This window comes from Pseudomonas xanthosomatis (assembly GCF_019139835.1).
Lineage (GTDB): Bacteria > Pseudomonadota > Gammaproteobacteria > Pseudomonadales > Pseudomonadaceae > Aquipseudomonas > Aquipseudomonas fakonensis.
The window spans coordinates 3,538,625-3,554,427 of the sequence record NZ_CP077075.1; the positions used below are offsets into that span (position 1 = coordinate 3,538,625).

General features: G+C 61.8%; 19 protein-coding genes and 1 pseudogene. 11 read left to right on the forward strand and 9 right to left on the reverse strand.

Features of this window, described 5'->3' with window-relative positions; translation table 11 throughout:
• Window positions 1–13: 13 nt before the first annotated feature.
• From KSS93_RS15875 to glcC, 3 genes are all read right to left on the reverse strand, one after another.
• Window positions 14–1,297, reverse strand: coding sequence for a TRAP transporter large permease subunit (locus KSS93_RS15875; RefSeq protein WP_217884938.1), 1,284 nt, complete (start codon window positions 1,295–1,297; stop codon window positions 14–16).
• Window positions 1,297–1,803: a TRAP transporter small permease gene (locus tag KSS93_RS15880; protein ID WP_217884939.1), complete on the reverse strand. Its 507-nt coding sequence runs from the start codon at window positions 1,801–1,803 to the stop codon at window positions 1,297–1,299. The genes KSS93_RS15875 and KSS93_RS15880 overlap by 1 nt, the downstream gene beginning before the upstream one ends.
• Before the next feature lie 429 nt (window positions 1,804–2,232).
• The gene (gene glcC, locus KSS93_RS15885; protein ID WP_217843226.1) at window positions 2,233–2,991 is read right to left on the reverse strand and encodes a transcriptional regulator GlcC; all 759 of its coding nucleotides are present in this window, start codon (window positions 2,989–2,991) and stop codon (window positions 2,233–2,235) included.
• Window positions 2,992–3,217: 226 nt separating this feature from the next.
• On the opposite strand from glcC, the gene glcD reads away from it, so the two are divergent.
• Genes glcD through KSS93_RS15905 form a run of 4 tightly spaced genes read left to right on the forward strand, consistent with a single transcriptional unit; the run spans window position 3,218 to window position 7,423 of the window.
• The gene (glcD, locus tag KSS93_RS15890; protein WP_217884940.1) at window positions 3,218–4,717 is read left to right on the forward strand and encodes a glycolate oxidase subunit GlcD; all 1,500 of its coding nucleotides are present in this window, start codon (window positions 3,218–3,220) and stop codon (window positions 4,715–4,717) included.
• Window positions 4,717–5,760, forward strand: coding sequence for a glycolate oxidase subunit GlcE (gene glcE / locus KSS93_RS15895; protein ID WP_217884941.1), 1,044 nt, complete (start codon window positions 4,717–4,719; stop codon window positions 5,758–5,760). The genes glcD and glcE overlap by 1 nt, the downstream gene beginning before the upstream one ends.
• Window positions 5,761–5,763: 3 nt before the next feature.
• Window positions 5,764–7,008 carry a glycolate oxidase subunit GlcF gene (gene glcF / locus KSS93_RS15900; RefSeq protein ID WP_217884942.1) on the forward strand — a complete coding sequence of 415 codons (1,245 nt, stop codon included), beginning with the start codon at window positions 5,764–5,766 and terminating at the stop codon, window positions 7,006–7,008.
• Window positions 7,009–7,021: 13 nt separating this feature from the next.
• On the forward strand, window positions 7,022–7,423 hold the full coding sequence (locus KSS93_RS15905; RefSeq protein WP_217884943.1) for a heme-binding protein: 402 nt from the start codon (window positions 7,022–7,024) through the stop codon (window positions 7,421–7,423).
• Window positions 7,424–7,439: 16 nt separating this feature from the next.
• On the opposite strand, the gene KSS93_RS15910 is transcribed toward KSS93_RS15905, so the two are convergent.
• Together KSS93_RS15910 and KSS93_RS15915 are read right to left on the reverse strand one after the other, a co-directional pair.
• Window positions 7,440–7,802, reverse strand: a complete 363-nt coding sequence (locus KSS93_RS15910; RefSeq protein WP_217884944.1) for a hypothetical protein — start codon at window positions 7,800–7,802, stop codon at window positions 7,440–7,442.
• A gap of 127 nt (window positions 7,803–7,929) precedes the next feature.
• On the reverse strand, window positions 7,930–8,175 hold the full coding sequence (locus KSS93_RS15915; RefSeq protein ID WP_217884945.1) for a hypothetical protein: 246 nt from the start codon (window positions 8,173–8,175) through the stop codon (window positions 7,930–7,932).
• 304 nt (window positions 8,176–8,479) lie between these two features.
• Between KSS93_RS15915 and KSS93_RS15920 the strand changes: the two genes are divergently transcribed.
• The 3 genes from KSS93_RS15920 (at window position 8,480) to KSS93_RS15930 (ending at window position 9,443) form a co-directional block, all read left to right on the forward strand.
• On the forward strand, window positions 8,480–8,782 hold the full coding sequence (locus tag KSS93_RS15920; RefSeq protein ID WP_217884946.1) for a hypothetical protein: 303 nt from the start codon (window positions 8,480–8,482) through the stop codon (window positions 8,780–8,782).
• A 226-nt stretch (window positions 8,783–9,008) separates the two neighbouring features.
• A complete protein-coding gene (locus KSS93_RS15925) occupies window positions 9,009–9,242 on the forward strand; it encodes a PLD nuclease N-terminal domain-containing protein (protein WP_217884947.1) in 234 nt (77 codons plus the stop codon).
• A gap of 9 nt (window positions 9,243–9,251) precedes the next feature.
• Window positions 9,252–9,443 carry a hypothetical protein gene (locus KSS93_RS15930; protein ID WP_217884948.1) on the forward strand — a complete coding sequence of 64 codons (192 nt, stop codon included), beginning with the start codon at window positions 9,252–9,254 and terminating at the stop codon, window positions 9,441–9,443.
• A gap of 218 nt (window positions 9,444–9,661) precedes the next feature.
• On the opposite strand, the gene KSS93_RS15935 is transcribed toward KSS93_RS15930, so the two are convergent.
• A complete protein-coding gene (locus KSS93_RS15935) occupies window positions 9,662–10,519 on the reverse strand; it encodes an SDR family oxidoreductase (RefSeq protein ID WP_217884949.1) in 858 nt (285 codons plus the stop codon).
• A 197-nt stretch (window positions 10,520–10,716) separates the two neighbouring features.
• On the opposite strand from KSS93_RS15935, the gene KSS93_RS15940 reads away from it, so the two are divergent.
• Window positions 10,717–11,241, forward strand: coding sequence for a hypothetical protein (locus KSS93_RS15940; protein WP_217884950.1), 525 nt, complete (start codon window positions 10,717–10,719; stop codon window positions 11,239–11,241).
• Between the two features lie 60 nt (window positions 11,242–11,301).
• Here the strand turns inward: KSS93_RS15940 and KSS93_RS15945 are convergent, their stop codons facing one another.
• Window positions 11,302–11,841, reverse strand: a complete 540-nt coding sequence (locus tag KSS93_RS15945; protein WP_217884951.1) for a type 1 glutamine amidotransferase domain-containing protein — start codon at window positions 11,839–11,841, stop codon at window positions 11,302–11,304.
• A 171-nt stretch (window positions 11,842–12,012) separates the two neighbouring features.
• Window positions 12,013–12,705 (reverse strand): DUF421 domain-containing protein, encoded by a 693-nt coding sequence (locus tag KSS93_RS15950; protein WP_217884952.1) that lies wholly within the window; start codon window positions 12,703–12,705, stop codon window positions 12,013–12,015.
• 196 nt (window positions 12,706–12,901) lie between these two features.
• On the opposite strand from KSS93_RS15950, the gene KSS93_RS15955 reads away from it, so the two are divergent.
• Window positions 12,902–13,144, forward strand: coding sequence for a hypothetical protein (locus KSS93_RS15955; protein WP_217884953.1), 243 nt, complete (start codon window positions 12,902–12,904; stop codon window positions 13,142–13,144).
• A pseudogene (locus tag KSS93_RS26535) lies at window positions 13,141–13,240 on the forward strand (exodeoxyribonuclease III); the annotation flags it as partial. The gene KSS93_RS15955 and the pseudogene KSS93_RS26535, both read left to right, overlap by 4 nt.
• Before the next feature lie 110 nt (window positions 13,241–13,350).
• On the opposite strand, the gene KSS93_RS15960 reads toward KSS93_RS26535, so the two are convergent.
• Complete coding sequence (locus KSS93_RS15960; RefSeq protein WP_217884954.1) at window positions 13,351–15,138, reverse strand: thiamine pyrophosphate-requiring protein; 1,788 nt, start codon at window positions 15,136–15,138, stop codon at window positions 13,351–13,353.
• A gap of 149 nt (window positions 15,139–15,287) precedes the next feature.
• On the opposite strand from KSS93_RS15960, the gene KSS93_RS15965 reads away from it, so the two are divergent.
• A complete protein-coding gene (locus KSS93_RS15965) occupies window positions 15,288–15,803 on the forward strand; it encodes a cupin domain-containing protein (RefSeq protein WP_217884955.1) in 516 nt (171 codons plus the stop codon).

The following is a 15,803-nucleotide window of genomic DNA, read 5'->3' on the forward strand; positions in this document are numbered from 1 at the left end:
TTGTTATGGGGTGTCAGTGGCCGAACCACTGCGCAGGGACGGTGACCAGGTCGGGGAAGATGACCAGCAGGGCCAGCACGATGATTTCGGCTATCAGGAACGGGAAGGTGCCCTTGAGCAGTTCTTCGTAGCGCATGCGCCCGATGCCGCAGACCACATTGAGCACTGTGCCCACCGGCGGGGTGATCAGGCCGATCGAGCAATTGATCATGAACAGCACGCCGAAATAGATCGGGTCAATGTTCGCAGCGCTTACCACCGGCACCAGGATCGGTGCGAGCAGCAAGACGGTTGGCGTCAGGTCCATGACCATCGAGATCACCAGAATCAGCAGCATCAGCACGACGATCAGCAGGCGCGGGTCGTCCATGACCGGCTGGATCAGGTCGATGATCTGCCCGGGGATATCGGCAATGGTGATCATCCACGCCGGAATCGAGGCGGCGGCCACCAGGAACATCACCGCTGCGGTGGTTTTGCCGGCGCGCAGCAGCAGTTCATTGAGCGACTTGAGGCTCAGCTCGCGGTAGATCAACGAGGAAACCAGCAGCGCATAGATGCTGGCCACAGCACCTGCTTCGGTCGGGGTGACCACGCCGAAGCGCAGGCCGACGACGATGATCACCGGCAGCATCAGGGCCCAGAAGCTGTCCATCAGCGCCCTGAGGCGTTCTTTGCCACTGGCCTTGGGGCTCAACTCGACATCGTCGTTGCGCCGCGTCATCAACCACCAGGCAACCACGAGCGCGGCGGCGATCATCAGGCCCGGTGCGATACCGGCGAGGAACAGTTTGGTGATCGAAAGCCCGGAGGCGACACCCAGTACCACGAAGCCGATGCTCGGCGGAATGATCGAACCCAGTACCGACACCGATGCGATCAGGCCCCCGGAGCGGTTACGGTTGTAGCCGGCGATGGCCATCATCGGCAGCAGCAGGGCGGTCAGCGATGCGGCATCGGCCAGCGCCGACCCCGACAGGCTCGACAGCAGTACGCCGGCGAAGATCGTGACATAGCCAAGCCCGCCTCGCAGGTGGCCCACCAAGGTAATGGCCAGCTTGATGATGCGCTTTGACAGGCCGCCGGTGTTCATTACCTCGCCTGCGATGATGAACAGCGGAATGGCCAGCAGCGGGAAACTGCCGGCCGAGTTGATGATGTTCTGCGCGATGATCTGTCCATCGAACAAACCCAGCAGCCACATCAGTGCGACGCCGCACAGAATCAGGGCATAGGCGATGGGTACACCGACCAGAATGGCGGCCATCAGCACGCCGACGAAGACAGACAGGGCCATTATTCGACTGCTCCATGTTCGGCGGACGGGGTTGGCGCAGGCAGGGTGCCGGTGAGGTTCCTGACCAGCTGGATGCTTATCAGCAGCGCGCTGCTGATCGAGAAGACCAGGCCGGCCCCGTAGAACAGGGCCATGGAGACCCCGGTGGACGGTGCGCCGACGTGCAGGTTGATCACCGTCTGCTTCCAGCTGCCGTCCAGGAACAACCAGGTGACATACAGCATCAGCACCTGGGTCAGCGCCAGCAGGCACCTTGCCACGGGGGCACTGACACGGCGGGTGAGGATGTCGACGCCGATATGGCCATTTTCGTGGAGCATCAGCTGCGCGCCGGCAAAGACCAGCCAGACAAACGCCAGGCGGGAGATTTCTTCGCTGAAGAACAGGCCAGAATTGAAGCCATAGCGCAGCACGACGTTGGTGAAGATCAGGCAGGTGATGCCGATCAGGCAGGCCACCACCAGTGTCTTGAGCACCAGAAAGTAGCTATCGATCAGTGTTTTCATGGCGCCTCCTGGCAGGTCGTTACCCAGGGGGCGCCATGAGCGCCTGGAGCGAAGATTGGGACAGCAACGTCCACTGGTATCTGAGAAGGGGGCATGGGGGGTCACCTTTTTTGTTATTTGACATACGTCGTCGTATGACTGCCCCGATTGTTCAACTAAAAGCCCGGATCGTGCTGCCTCAAGATTTTTATCAAGGGGATAAGAAATGGCGATCAGCGGTGTGGGCCAGTGATCGGGGTGGGGGCATCGATGTGCCATTCACGGTAGTGAACCGCCGGAGCTCAGCCAGGCACAGGCCATGTGGGCGATTTGGCGTTCGGCTTGCAGGCTTTCCTCTCGTGGTAACGATGGGCGTGCAGACCGGAAATATGTTCTGGTTGGTCATTGTCGGCACTGATCAGCTTGAACCTGCACAGGTGCGTGACGGGCTTACCAGCCTTCCAGCCGCAAGGTTGCGCGCACCAGCCGTTGCTCTTCGTTTTCAAGCTCCTTCAACCGCTCGCTGATATCCAGAATATGCGTGCGGGCGGCCTTTTCTGCTGCTTGCGGCTGGCGCTGGAGAATGGCGCGGTACAGTTTGCTGTGGTGCTTGTCGAGCACATGCAGCTGCTCGGGGCGGTGGTACAGGTTGTTCACCGCGGCAAACACCGAACTGAGCATGAGGTCGGTGAGCGAGCGCAGGGTATGCACCAGCACCGGGTTGTGCGACGCCTCGCAAATGGCCAGGTGGAAGCTGTGGTCGAGCCGCGCATGCTCTTGCGAACTCAGCCCCTCGGGCGCGGCGTGGGCCTTGAGCATTTCTTCGTAGCGGCGGGTGATCAGCACAAGGTCTGCCTGGGTGCCGCGTACCGCGGCCAAGCGTGCCGACTCACCCTCGAGCAGCGCGCGTACCTCCAGCAGGTCATACAGGGTCCTGGGCTGGGCGCTGAACAGGTGCATCAGCGGGGTCTGGTTGTGTTGTGTGAGGTCGGCCACGTAGGAGCCTTTGCCCTGGTGCGTGTCGATGATCCCGCGGCCCCGCAGAATGCGCAGCCCTTCGCGCAGTACCGAGCGCGAGACCTGCAGCCGGTCACACAGGTTTCGTTCGGACGGAAGCAACTGGCCGGGCTTGAGCACGCTGTCGACGATCAGTTGCTCGATCTGTTCGGCGACCTTGTCGGCAATGTGCTGGGGGAGTGGCTGGCCCACTGTCGAACTCCTTGCTGGTATGACCAGTTGTCGTGCACTTGAAATTCTAATTTGAAGCGCCATCAAACCAGCTTTCATGGGGCTTTCAAAGGGTTTGCCCGGTGGCCCTTCAAAAAAACTGGTAGGACCAGTGTTGTTAGCGCTGGACGGCCTGCGGCGAAGTGTTAATGATCGGGCTCAAGGGCTGGTTGCAAGGCCCGTACAACAACAAAAACCGAGGCCGGCCATGACTATCCTTTACGACGAGCGCGTCGACGGTGAGTTGCCGCGCGTTCCCAAACAGCATGTGCTCCAGGCGTTGGCACGCGACGTGCCGGGCCTGACCGTGCTGCACACCCAGGAAGACCTGCGCCCTTACGAGTGCGACGGCCTTTCTGCCTACCGTACAACCCCCATGCTGGTGGTGCTGCCCGAGCAGTTGGCGCAAGTCAAGGCCATCCTCAAGGTTTGCCACGCGCTGGGTGTGCCGGTGGTGGCCCGTGGTGCGGGCACAGGCCTGTCGGGTGGTGCGCTGCCGTTGGAGCAGGGCGTGCTGCTGGTGATGGCGCGCTTCAACCGTATTCTCGAAGTCAACCCGGCACAGCGTTACGCCCGGGTGCAGCCCGGCGTGCGCAATTTGGCCATTTCCCAGGCGGCGGCGCCTTATGGGCTGTACTACGCGCCCGACCCTTCCTCGCAGATCGCCTGCTCCATTGGTGGCAACGTGGCAGAGAACGCCGGCGGCGTGCACTGCCTCAAATACGGCCTTACGGTGCACAACCTGCTCAAGGTTGAAATTCTCACCGTCGAGGGTGAGCCGCTGACCCTGGGTGCCGATGCACTGGATTGCCCGGGTTTCGACCTGCTGGCGTTGTTCACAGGTTCCGAAGGCATGTTGGGGATCGTCACCGAGGTAACCGTCAAACTGCTACCCAAACCGCAGGTGGCCAAGGTGCTGCTGGCGGCCTTCGACTCGGTAGAGAAAGCCGGCGCCGCCGTTGCCGACATCATCGCTGCCGGGGTGATCCCCGGCGGGCTTGAGATGATGGACAACCTGGCCATCCGCGCCGCCGAAGACTTCATCCATGCCGGTTACCCCGTGGACGCCGAGGCGATTTTGCTGTGCGAGCTGGACGGGGTAGAGGCCGATGTGCACGACGACTGCGAGCGGGTGGAGACCGTGCTGCGCGATGCGGGCGCCACCGAACTGCGCCTGGCCCGCGACGAGGCCGAGCGCACACGTTTTTGGGCCGGCCGCAAGAATGCCTTCCCGGCCGTAGGGCGCATCAGTGCCGATTACTACTGCATGGACGGCACCATCCCGCGTCGCGCGCTACCCGGCGTGCTGCGCGGCATTGCCGAGCTGTCAGCCGAGTACGGCCTGCGTGTCGCCAACGTGTTCCATGCCGGCGACGGCAATATGCACCCGTTGATCCTGTTCGACGCCAACGTTCCCGGCGAGCTGGAGCGTGCCGAGCAACTGGGCGGGAAAATCCTCGAGCTGTGCGTAGCGGTGGGCGGCAGCATCACCGGCGAGCACGGGGTAGGGCGCGAGAAGATCAACCAGATGTGCGCGCAGTTCGACAGCGATGAGCTGACCTGCTTTCACGCCATCAAGGCGGCCTTCGACCCACGCCGCCTGCTCAACCCTGGCAAGAACATCCCGACCCTGCACCGCTGCGCCGAGTTCGGCAGCATGCACATTCACCATGGGCAACTGCCTTTCCCTGAGCTGGAGCGCTTTTGATGGCCGACAACAGTGCACAACTGCTGGACCAGGTGCAGGGCGCCCTTGCCGCTGGTACACCGCTGTTCATTCACGGTGGGCAGAGCAAACTGCACCTGGGGCGTAAGGTTCAGGGGCAGCCCCTTGATACCCGTAGCCACCAGGGCGTGGTGAGTTACGACCCTCCCGAGCTGATCATCACCGTGCGCGCCGGCACGCCCTTGAAAGAGCTGGAGGCGGTGTTGGCCGAGCAGGGCCAGTGCTTGCCCTGTGAGCCGCCGCACCTGGGGGCAGGCGCCACGGTCGGCGGCATGCTCGCCACGGGCCTCGCCGGCCCGCGCAGGCCCTGGGCCGGTTCGGTACGTGACTTCGTCCTGGGTACCCGCTTGATCACCGGCCACGGCAAACACCTGAAGTTTGGCGCCGAAGTGATGAAGAACGTGGCGGGTTACGACGTATCGCGCTTGCTGGCAGGTAGCCATGGCTGCCTGGGGGTGATCACCGAAGTGAGCCTGAAAGTGCTGCCCAAGGCACGGGCGGTGGCCAACCTGCGCCTGCAGGTTGACCTTGCAGAGGCTTTGCAGCGCTTGGCCAAATGGGGCCAGCAGCCGCTGCCGATCAGCGCGGCCTGCCACGATGGCGAGGCCCTGCACCTGCGCCTTGAGGGCGGTGAAGGCTCGGTAGCCGCTGCTCGCGATCGGTTGGGCTGCGAAACCGTAGAGCCCGGTTTTTGGGAGGCGCTGAAAGAACAGCGTGCCCCGTTCTTTCAGGATGCACGGCCGCTTTGGCGCCTGTCGCTGCCCTTGGCTGCCGGCAACCTGAACCTTGCGGGTGAGCAATGGGCCGACTGGGGCGGCGCCCAGCGCTGGCTGAAAACCGATGCCAGCGCCGAGCAGGTACGGGCCATGGCGGCAGGCGCCGGCGGCCATGCCGTTTGCTACAGCGGCCAGCACGCACCATTTCACCCGCTGCCTGCTGCGTTACTGCGCTACCACCAACAACTCAAGGCCAGCCTGGACCCACAAGGCATTTTCAACCCCGGCCGGATGTACGCGGAGCTCTGACCCATGCAAACCCGACTCAGTGACCAGGCCCGCGCCCTGGCGCGTGGCGCCGAAGCCGAAAAAGTACTGCGCAGCTGTGTGCATTGTGGTTTTTGCAATGCCACCTGCCCAACCTACCAACTGCTGGGCGACGAGCTTGACGGCCCACGTGGGCGCATTTACCTGATCAAGCAGGTGCTTGAAGGCCAGGTGCCTACCGAACGCACCCGCGAACACCTGGACCGCTGCCTGACCTGCCGCAACTGCGAAACCACCTGCCCCTCGGGTGTGCAGTACCACAACCTGCTGGATATCGGCCGGGCTGTGGTGGAGGAGGCGGTGCCGCGCGCGTTCGGCGAGCGCGCGTTGCGCGGGGCGTTGAGGGCGGTGTTACCCACCCCGGCGCTGTTCCATACGCTGCTCAAAACCGGCCAGGCGCTGCGCCCGCTGCTGCCGCAAGCCCTGAAAAACAAAGTGCCCGGTCAGGTTGCGCCGGCGGGCATTCGCCCAGCGCCGCGCTTCGTCCGCCGGGTGATCCTGCTGGAGGGCTGCGTACAACCCACGCTGTCGCCCAATACCAACAACGCCACTGCGCGGGTGCTCGACCGGCTGGGTATCAGCTGCGTAACCGCCAGAGAGGCCGGCTGCTGCGGCGCTGTCGACTACCACCTCAATGCCCAGGAAAAAGGCCTGCAGCGGGCCCGGCGCAATATCGATGCCTGGTGGCCGCAAGTGTCGGCAGGGGCCGAAGCCATTGTGCTCACTGCCAGCGGCTGCGGTGCGTTCGTCAAGGATTACGGCCACTTGCTGGCGGATGATCCGGCCTACGCCGGCAAAGCCAAACGCATCAGCGAACTGGCGTGCGACCTGGTTGAAGTCATGGCCAAGGCGCCCCTCGAGGCCCTGGGCATCGCCACCGACCTGAAGCTGGCCTTCCATTGCCCCTGCACCTTGCAGCACGCCCAGCGTTTGGGTGGCGCAGTGGAGGGCGTGCTCACCCGGCTGGGTTTTCACCTCACGGCGGTGCCCGATGCCCACCTGTGTTGCGGCTCGGCCGGCACTTACGCCATCACCCAACCTGAGCTGTCGCGCCAGCTGCGCGACAACAGACTCAACGCCCTGGAAAGCGGCGCACCCCAGGTGATCGCCACGGCCAACATCGGCTGCCAAAGCCACCTGGGCGGTGCCGGGCGCACCCCGGTGCGGCACTGGGTCGAAATCGTAGACGAAGCGCTGGGCAGCCCCGCTCAACGTGCCACTGGTTCCTGACCTTGGAGACATGATGAACAGCAAACCGGTATTGGGCCTGCACGAGGCCACCCTGATTCTGCGCGCCGCCGAAGCCGAAGCTGCGGCCAACCAATGGGCCGTCGCCATTGCCGTGGTTGACGATGGCGGCCACCCGATCGCCCTGCAGCGCGTCGAGGCCTGCGCCCCCATCGGTGCCTACATCGCTGTAGAAAAAGCCCGCACCGCAGCGCTCGGCCGGCGCGAATCCAAGGCCTATGAAGACATGGTCAATGGCGGGCGCAGTGCGTTTTTGTCGGCGCCGCTGTTGACCTCGCTGGAAGGCGGTGTGCCGTTGATCATCGATGGCCAGGTGGTCGGTGCCGTGGGGGTGTCCGGGGTTAAAGCCGATCAGGACGCCCAGATTGCCCGCGCTGGCGCTACCGCACTCGTTTGAATGGGGCACTCAGCCCTCAACCTCCGGAGCTGCCGCCACCGGAGCCACCAGCGCCGGAGCCGCTCGAACCGCCGGTGCCGCCGCCAGAGCTTGTGCCCGTACCGTTCCCGCTTCCGGTGCCTGTTCCTGAGCCGTTGGTGGTGCCATCACCGCCGGTATTGTCAGTGCCATTGCTTTCGGTACCGCCAGAGCCGGTACCCATGCCATCTTCAGGCGTGCCTGAACCTGTGGGGCCGCCATTGCCATTCATGTGGCCGCTGTCTTGCGTTTGCGTGCCTGGAGCGCGTTGGTCGTTCATGTCGGTGGCTGCCAGCACAAGCGGCGCACTGGCGCCAAGACACAATGCCAACAACAACGAGCGGGCTTTGATGATCTTCATGGTGTAGCTCCTTTGGGATGTTCACCATTTATTTGTCGTGCTCCCGTGGCGAGCTGTGCGATGGCACTGACGGGTGGAACGAACGGCCTAGGCGCCACATTTTACGGCGCTCATAAGCACGACCCATTCAGCCTGGCTCCATCGCCGTGTTTTTCTTCCAGCCCCGCAGGTTCATGACGCATAGACAGACCTGCAGAACGATCAGCGCCCAGGCCTGTGCCTGCCATCCCCATAGCCCCCAAAGCACGTTGCTGGCGATGAAACAGCAGAAGCCCAGCTTGCGTCTGCCCGGGCGCCTCGAACCGATGCACCAGGCGGCCAGCACCGTAAGGAGCATCGCGGGCCATTCGAGAAAGTCTATCCAGTCATTCATCATGTACTCCGCCGGCGTCGATGCCGACCATGATCAACACCGAGTCGGCCACTCGGTAGTTCCTCGAGCAGTTTTTTCACCAGCTGATGGTCCTGGATCAGCAGTTCGATTGCGTTCATGGGGCACCTCTTCAGGGGCTGGGAAAATCAGGGTTGCTCTGGGTGGAGTGGGCTACAAGCGCAAGGGTTCAATGCAGATGAGGTGTGTTGCGCAGCGGTTGAAGGCTGTCATGCCGTTAACCTGTTGCGAGTGGTCCTTGCCACGCACTCGGCCTCGACAGTCAAAGCGGGCAGGGGCAGGCAGCATGAACGCGATCACCCAGCAGATCACCCAGGAGCAGCGTCGTATGGCTGCAGTGAACCTTTGGTTTGCGCTTTATGACGATGTCGAGTGCAGGCGCGACTGCCTAAGTAGCCACCATGAAAAACTGCTTCGCCAGGTCGACGAGATGGACCGCCTAGGGCTCATTGACTGGCGCGAATGGCGAGACCTGCGGCGACTCGCCGACCGTGGCTTTCTCAAAGCCATAGCCGGCGCGGACTACCAGCACGTTCAAGGCCTTCGCGTCGATTTGCAAGTTTGCAATGCCCCTAGCAATGGTGATTAGCGCCACTGATCCGGCTCAAGAGGTGACGCAGTGAACACGCGATGCTCAGTGAAATCTGTGCGGTGCAGGCAACCCAGCGGGATTGGTTGAACGCAACCTTGCCCGCCCATCCCATGCCGTAAACCTGGCCTGAACTTTGCCAATCACCCTGGCTTCCCTTGATATAGGGGCGGCATTTGCGTGTAAGCAGTGCGGCCCATTCACTAAGGCAGAGGGAGAACCGATCATGAATGATCCTGTCATGTACTTCTGGATAGCCATAGCGGCGATTATCTTGCTGGTTGACCTATGGGCAATCGTCAGCGTTTTCCGTAGCGACAAGTCTGACGCAACCAAAGTGATGTGGTCGTTGATACTGGTGGTACTGCCCATCGTCGGGCTGGCCATCTGGGGAGTGGCCGGGCCGCGTGGGATCAAGCGCGGCACCGGGCCGACTTCACCCGAACACAGCAAAGGGTAGGAGAGCAGCATGAACAAAGAAGCCCCACCACAGAAACCAGGCTCGCAAACAAAGCCGAACGGCGAAGAGGAGCGGGATAACGATGCGCATCGTCCGGATGGCTCGTCCGGTACACCTCATGACTCTACGGCCCAGAAAACCGCACGTGAGCACGGGCAGCAAAAAAGTGGAGTTTCCCCCGCCCCTGAAAATCAGGGGTAAGGCTAATGCCAGTCAGTTAAGCCAATTGGGGCTGCTTTGCAGCCCATCGCGGGCAAGCCCGCTCCCACAGGTGCAGCGCAAACTTTAGACATTGCGCAATCCTGTGGGAGCGGGCTTGCCCGCGATGGGCCGCAAAGCGGCCCCAATTACCGAAGATCAAACCTTAACTGACTGGCATTAGGGGTAAGGCTCGCCTTTTTGGGCGAGCCGCTTTTTCGTCAGAGGATCGGTTTACCGCCGGTGACAGCGTAACGTGACCCACTGATGTAGCTTGCCTCATCAGAGCCAAGCAGCACGTAAATTGGCGCGACCTCCACGGGCTGTCCAGGGCGTCCCATGGGATAACCGGAGCCGAAGTTCTTCACGGCCTCATCGGGCATGGTAGCCGGGATCAAAGGCGTCCATATGGGGCCAGGCGCAACGCTGTTCACCCGGATCCCCTTCTTCCCTAGTAACTGCGCCAGGCCCGCCGTGAAGTTGGCAATGGCACCCTTGGTCGCGGCATAGGCCAGTAAGCTTGGTGATGGATCATCGGAGTTGACTGAACTGGTGTTGATGATCGAGCTGCCCTTCGGCATGGAGGGCAGTGCCGCCTTGCAGATCCGGAAGATGGCGGTGATGTTGGTGTCGAAGGTTTTCACCCATTCATCATCGTCGATCTCTTCCAGGGTCTCATGGGCCATCTGGAAGGCTGCGTTGTTGACCAGGATGTCGATGCGACCGAACTGTTCGACGGTCTTCTGAACGATGTCATGGCAGTGCTGTTTCTGCGCCAGGTCGCCGGGCAGCAGGAGGCATTGTCGGCCTGCAGATTCTACCCAGCGCGCGGTTTCCTGCGCGTCTTCATGTTCATTGAGATAAGAGATAGCTACGTCAGCACCCTCGCGGGCATAGGCGATGGCGACCGCTCGCCCGATACCACTGTCAGCACCGGTGATCAGCGCAATCTTTCCTTCCAGCCGGTTGTGGCCGGTATACGACTGCTCACCGCAGTCTGGATAAGGCTCCATCTTGCGTTGTGAACCCGGAACGCTTTGTGGCTGTGAAGGGAAGGGCGGAGTAGGAAAGTCTCGCATGGTAGAAGCTCCTGCAGTTGAGAACGCTCATACCGTTTCGAAGCATCGAATTCCTGTGCGTTGGGTTGGATGTGCACCCGGTACGACGAGCGGTGCGCTGCTCGAATGCGAATTGAATTTCAAATTGCATCGCGGGCTCTACACGAACTGTTCTCCTTGCGCTCTTCTCGCCGGGAGCCGCATTGCAGGAGGAACAAGTGCCTCGAATCATTACCCCCGCAACCTCGGAGCATGAAATCAGCGAACACAACGCCAGGATGTTCGGCTCTCCCAAAGAACGTCTGGACTTTTACCGGCGTGAGATCCAGTACGAAACCAGCATTTTGGCCAATCGCACCGACGCCTACCTGGCTGCCCAGTCCTTTCTGGTCATCGCGTTCGTGTCCTCCATGGGCAACCTCAATCAAGGGTGGGGGGAAATGTTCACGCTGATCGTGCCAGCGTTCCTCGCTTTGCTGGGTGTGTTGAGCTCGCTCAATGCCTGGCCTGGAATCCGGGCGGCGTACAACATCATTGATCACTGGCAGCTCAAGCAAAGCCACTTGCTCCAGAGCGAGCCCATGATGGGGTTGGCGTACGATGAGTCGCCGCTGTTCTGCGAGGCTGAGACCTCCCGGGCAGGGCATCGAAAGTCGTTGCTGTTTTCCCTGCGTACACCTTGGATCTTCCTGGTGTTCTGGTTGCTGTTGGGTAGCTACTCGGTGTACATCCAGTTGGCGTGAAACGCCTCATCGGGCGTAAATGCGGCCCCCAGGAAAGGGGGCCGATGTGCTGGAACAGGCTCAGCCAGCCAAGGCTTTGATCAACTGTTCGTTGAAGGCGGGGATGTCGTCCGGCTTGCGGCTGGTGATCAGGTTGCCATCCACCACCACCTCTTCATCAACCCAATCCCCGCCAGCGTTGCGAATATCGTCCTGCAATGTCTTGTAGCTGGTCATTCGTTTGCCCTTGGCCAGGCCGGTCGAAACCAGCAGCCAGCCACCGTGGCAGATGACTGCCAACGGCTTGCCAGCCGAGTTGTGGCTTTTCACCAGCTCCTGAGCGCCGGGTATCAGGCGGATGGTGTCGGAATTCTGCACGCCGCCAGGTAGCACAATGGCGTCGTAGAGATCCAGGTGGGCACTGTCGAACGTTGCATCCACGGCGAATTCGTCAGCGGGCTTGTCATGGTTCCAGCCGCGTACATTTCCTTCCTTATCACTCAGGATGTCGACCACGGCGCCGCTTTGCTCCAAGGCTTCACGCGGGCCGGTCAGTTCTATCTGTTCGAAACCATCGGTGACCAGGAAGGCCACGCGCTTGCCGCTCAGTTGTGCACTCATGGTTGAGTCTCCGTTTTCAATGGGCCTGAAAGGGGAGGCTATTTATCGAGCGCGAAGTTCAAACACGATGCTGCGAATTCAGAAAGGCTGACCAATGGGCGGCCACTTGCGCTTCAGTCACAAAATGTCAGGGGTGCCTGCCCGACCCATACGCACTCAGGTCGAGGTGGCCTAGCGGTTGCGTAAGCTATCCAGCGCCGGTGACCAGATGTTATGCCCGCAACGTTCACACACGGCCGAGTCCTGAGGTTCAAGGAAGGTCGGGAAGCCGCAGCTGACGCAACAGTGCAGGCCAGCGTTCGGCGGCGCCCGGTACTCTGGACGGTGTTCAACCGGCAGGACTGACAGGCCCGGACGAGTGTCCTCGGGGTTGTAAAAATACAAGCTGAGGTCGCCATCGGTCTCCAACAGGCCCAGGCGCACCTGGCCGAGATGCTCTACACCTTGTTGGCGCAGTTCCATGAACAGCTCGTTGGACGAGATGTTCAAATTGCGCAGCGAATGGATCTCGTACATGCCGTCCTTTACCACCGTGATGGGTAAACCATCGATCCAGGCCTCGCATGTTCTGCTGCGCCTCATCAGGTAGACGGTTGCGCGATACAGCAGCAAAAGCGTGAGAAAAACCAATGCGACCGGGAGTAGAGGTACATCTTCGTAAAAGGTCACATCGCCTGCGGCCGATCCCAAGGTGAGGATAACCACGAGCTCGAATCGGGACAGTTGTCTGATGCCACGCCGACCGCTGAATTTCAGAAAGAAAAACACGGCTAGAAAAGCCGCTGAAACGCGAAGGGCGACCTCCAATAGAAAGGTCAGCGGGAACTCGCCAATGAGCATCCTGTGCAGGTCAAATGAAACCATTCGCTGTATCCCACCCGTTTCAATCTCCTGTTACAGATGACCGGCACTACTCGACCTTGGTTCATAAGGGGTCAAAGCCGTGAAGGCGCTTGGAGGCAACGAGCTATCACCGCATTGGCTTCAGAGCCGCACACTGGAGTTGAACATCACGCTATGCCAAGGCTCTGACCTGTAATGGTAAAGCGAGGACGTTCCCATGAGCATCGAACGCAGCATCCCCGAACTTGAGGCCTGGTACGCACAGTACGACGACATCAGCTACCGGCGCGAGTCGCCGGATGCCTACCACCATGAACTGGTCCGCACGGCCGAGGCCCTGCGCGACGACGGCGCCATCGACTGGGATGACTGGCTGGCGCTCAAGGAGCTGGCCGACCAGGCGCACATACGGGCGTTGGAGGATGCAGTGAGCGCCCATGTGAGCGACCCGGACGCATGAAAGCGCTGAAAATAGCCACCTTCAACATCAACGCAATCCACAGCCGCTTGCCGGCTTTGCGGCCCCTGGCTGGAGCGTGAAAAGCCTGACATCGCCTTGCCAGTGCTGCGAACGGTGCGGCGCGTGGTGGTACCGCCAGCGCGAACAACCTAGAAGCACGCCAGATAACGTATAAACCCGCGCCTGCGCGCGGGCTCCTGCCATCGCTATTTTTTGCCGGGCAGCACTGAGCTCAGGACCTGCTTGGCGGTCTGCACGATGACGCCGGCCTGATCCGGGTCGCCCTTGAGCAAGGTGCTGGCGAATTTCTTCGCCTGTTCCAGCTTGATGTGCGGCGGCAGTGGGGGCACGTTCGGGTCTGTCTTGAATTCGATCAATACCGGCCTGTCAGCCGCCAGCGCGCGTTCCCAGGCGCCGGCAATGTCTTCTTCGCGCTCTACGTAGATGCCCTGCAAGCCGATCGAAATCGCGAACAGGTGATAAGGCACATCGGGGATCGACTGCGAAGCTTCGAACTTGGGATCGCCTTCCATGACCCGTTGCTCCCAGGTCACCTGGTTGAGGTCTTCATTGTTGAACACCGCGCAGATCCACTGCGGGTTCTCCCACTGCCGCCAGTACTTGGCCACGGTGATCAGCTCGGCCAGGTTGTTCATCTGCATCGCGCCGTCGCCCACCAGTGCCACCACGCTGCGCTGCGGGTGGGCGAACTTGGCGGCGATGGCATAGGGCACCGCCGCGCCCATGCTGGCCAGTCCGCCGGACAGCGAGCACTGCATGCCCTGGCGGATTTGCAGATCGCGGGCAAACCAGTTGGCGCACGAGCCCGAGTCGCTGGTGACAATGGCCCGGTCGGGCAGGCGAGGGGAGAGCTCATGCACCACGCGCTGGGGGTTGATCGGGTCGGCTTTGACCAGCGCGCGTTTCTCCAGGGTCTTGTCCCAGTGCGCGCGCCATCTTTCGACCTTGTCGCGCCAGCGCCGCTCGCCCTTGTGCTCGAGCAGCGGCAGCAGGGCGCTCAGGGTTTCGCTGGCATCGCCGACCAGGTTGACCTCCATCGGGTAGCGCAGGCTGAGCATGTCCGGTTGCAGGTCGATCTGCACGCCGCGGGCCTGGCCTTCCTTGGGCAAGAATTCGGCATAGGGGAAGCCGGAGCCGATCATCAGCAAGGTGTCGCATTCGTTCATCAGTTGATAGCTCGGCTCGGTGCCGAGCAGGCCGATGGCGCCGGTGACCCAGGGCAAGTCATCGGGCAGAACTGCCTTGCCCAGCAGCGCCTTGGCCACCCCGGCGCCGAGTGTTTCAGCCACCGCGATCACCTGCTCGGTGGCCTGCAGTGCGCCAGCGCCTACCAGGATCGCCACTTTTCGCCCCGCGTTGAGTACCTCGGCGGCACGCTGCAAGTCTTGCTCGAATGGCACCACCCTGGGCTTGCTGTAGCCAACGCCCGAGTGCAGCGTGCCGTGGGCTCTGGCTGGCTCGTGGTAGGGCAGGCCCTGCAGGTCGTTGGGCAGGATGATGGCGGTGACCCTGCGCTCGCCAACGGCGGTCCGCACTGCGCGGTCGAGCAGGTGACGCACCTGTTCAGGCGTCGACGCCTGCTGGACGAAGGCCCCGGCGACGTCCTTGAACATCGACAGCAGGTCCAGCTCCTGCTGATAGTGCCCGCCGAGCGCCGCACGCGCCTGCTGGCCGACAATGGCCAGCACTGGCTGGTGATCCATGCGCGCATCGTACAGGCCGGTCAGTAGATGCGACGCGCCTGGGCCGGAGGTGGCGATGCAGACACCCAGTTCGCCGGTGAACTTGGCGTGGGCACTGGCCATGAACGCAGCCATTTCCTCATGGCGCGCCTGCACGAACTGAATCTTGCCGTCGGCCCGGGCCAGCGCGCCGAACATGCCGTTGATGCCGTCCCCGGGGTAGCCGAAGATGCGCCGCACGCCCCATTGATACAAGCGTTCCACCAGAAAGTCGCCTACCGTGCTGGTCATTGTCTTCACCCGTCCTGTGATCGATAGGGGTCTGGACTTGGCCTTGCTTGGGAAAGTTTCAAGCGTGTGCACGCGGGGCTACCGAGTGGAACCTTAGGCGTGGCCGCAGGTTCGCAACTGTACGGACAACAGCATCAGGAGGCCCCCCCATGAAGGCTATCGACACTGCCGATGCGAGCGTGCAGACCTTGTATTTCGAAGATGACGGCGCCACACCGAACAGCCGTTTACCCGTATTGCTCTATCACCTGCAGGTCGAACCGTACCCGGATGCCGCCAGTGCCTTCGAAGCGCTGTTCGCGGCTCACCGCTGGACGCCGCTGTGGCGTGGCGGGATCTTCGATTACCACCATTTTCACCCCAATGCACACGAAGCACTGGGCGTAGCCAGCGGGCGGGCACGGGTAACACTGGGTGGGGCGTCAGGGCAGACGGTGAGTGTGAAGCGGGGCGATGTGCTGGTGCTGCCGGCGGGCACGGGGCATTGCTGTGTCGAGAGCAGTGATGATTTCCAGGTGGTGGGCGCTTATCCCCATGGGCAGGAAGATTACGACATTCAGCGGCCCGACAGCTCGGTACACCGGCGGATGCTGGCGCGCATCGTTGCAGTGCCTGGCCCTGAGCAAGACCCGGTCAGGGGAGGCTTGATGACCTGTTGGCGTTAA

Coding starts and splice junctions, on each gene's coding strand:
- KSS93_RS15910 (WP_217884944.1), bottom strand. CDS start 7,802: ATGAAGATCATCAAAGCCCGCTCGTTGTTGTTGGCATTGTGTCTTGGC.
- glcE (WP_217884941.1), top strand. CDS start 4,717: ATGGCCGACAACAGTGCACAACTGCTGGACCAGGTGCAGGGCGCCCTT.
- KSS93_RS15905 (WP_217884943.1), top strand. CDS start 7,022: ATGAACAGCAAACCGGTATTGGGCCTGCACGAGGCCACCCTGATTCTG.
- KSS93_RS15950 (WP_217884952.1), bottom strand. CDS start 12,705: ATGGTTTCATTTGACCTGCACAGGATGCTCATTGGCGAGTTCCCGCTG.
- KSS93_RS15945 (WP_217884951.1), bottom strand. CDS start 11,841: ATGAGTGCACAACTGAGCGGCAAGCGCGTGGCCTTCCTGGTCACCGAT.
- glcD (WP_217884940.1), top strand. CDS start 3,218: ATGACTATCCTTTACGACGAGCGCGTCGACGGTGAGTTGCCGCGCGTT.
- KSS93_RS15955 (WP_217884953.1), top strand. CDS start 12,902: ATGAGCATCGAACGCAGCATCCCCGAACTTGAGGCCTGGTACGCACAG.
- KSS93_RS15915 (WP_217884945.1), bottom strand. CDS start 8,175: ATGAATGACTGGATAGACTTTCTCGAATGGCCCGCGATGCTCCTTACG.
- KSS93_RS15935 (WP_217884949.1), bottom strand. CDS start 10,519: ATGCGAGACTTTCCTACTCCGCCCTTCCCTTCACAGCCACAAAGCGTT.
- KSS93_RS15965 (WP_217884955.1), top strand. CDS start 15,288: ATGAAGGCTATCGACACTGCCGATGCGAGCGTGCAGACCTTGTATTTC.
- KSS93_RS15880 (WP_217884939.1), bottom strand. CDS start 1,803: ATGAAAACACTGATCGATAGCTACTTTCTGGTGCTCAAGACACTGGTG.
- KSS93_RS15930 (WP_217884948.1), top strand. CDS start 9,252: ATGAACAAAGAAGCCCCACCACAGAAACCAGGCTCGCAAACAAAGCCG.
- KSS93_RS15920 (WP_217884946.1), top strand. CDS start 8,480: ATGAACGCGATCACCCAGCAGATCACCCAGGAGCAGCGTCGTATGGCT.
- KSS93_RS15960 (WP_217884954.1), bottom strand. CDS start 15,138: ATGACCAGCACGGTAGGCGACTTTCTGGTGGAACGCTTGTATCAATGG.
- KSS93_RS15925 (WP_217884947.1), top strand. CDS start 9,009: ATGAATGATCCTGTCATGTACTTCTGGATAGCCATAGCGGCGATTATC.
- KSS93_RS15875 (WP_217884938.1), bottom strand. CDS start 1,297: ATGGCCCTGTCTGTCTTCGTCGGCGTGCTGATGGCCGCCATTCTGGTC.
- glcF (WP_217884942.1), top strand. CDS start 5,764: ATGCAAACCCGACTCAGTGACCAGGCCCGCGCCCTGGCGCGTGGCGCC.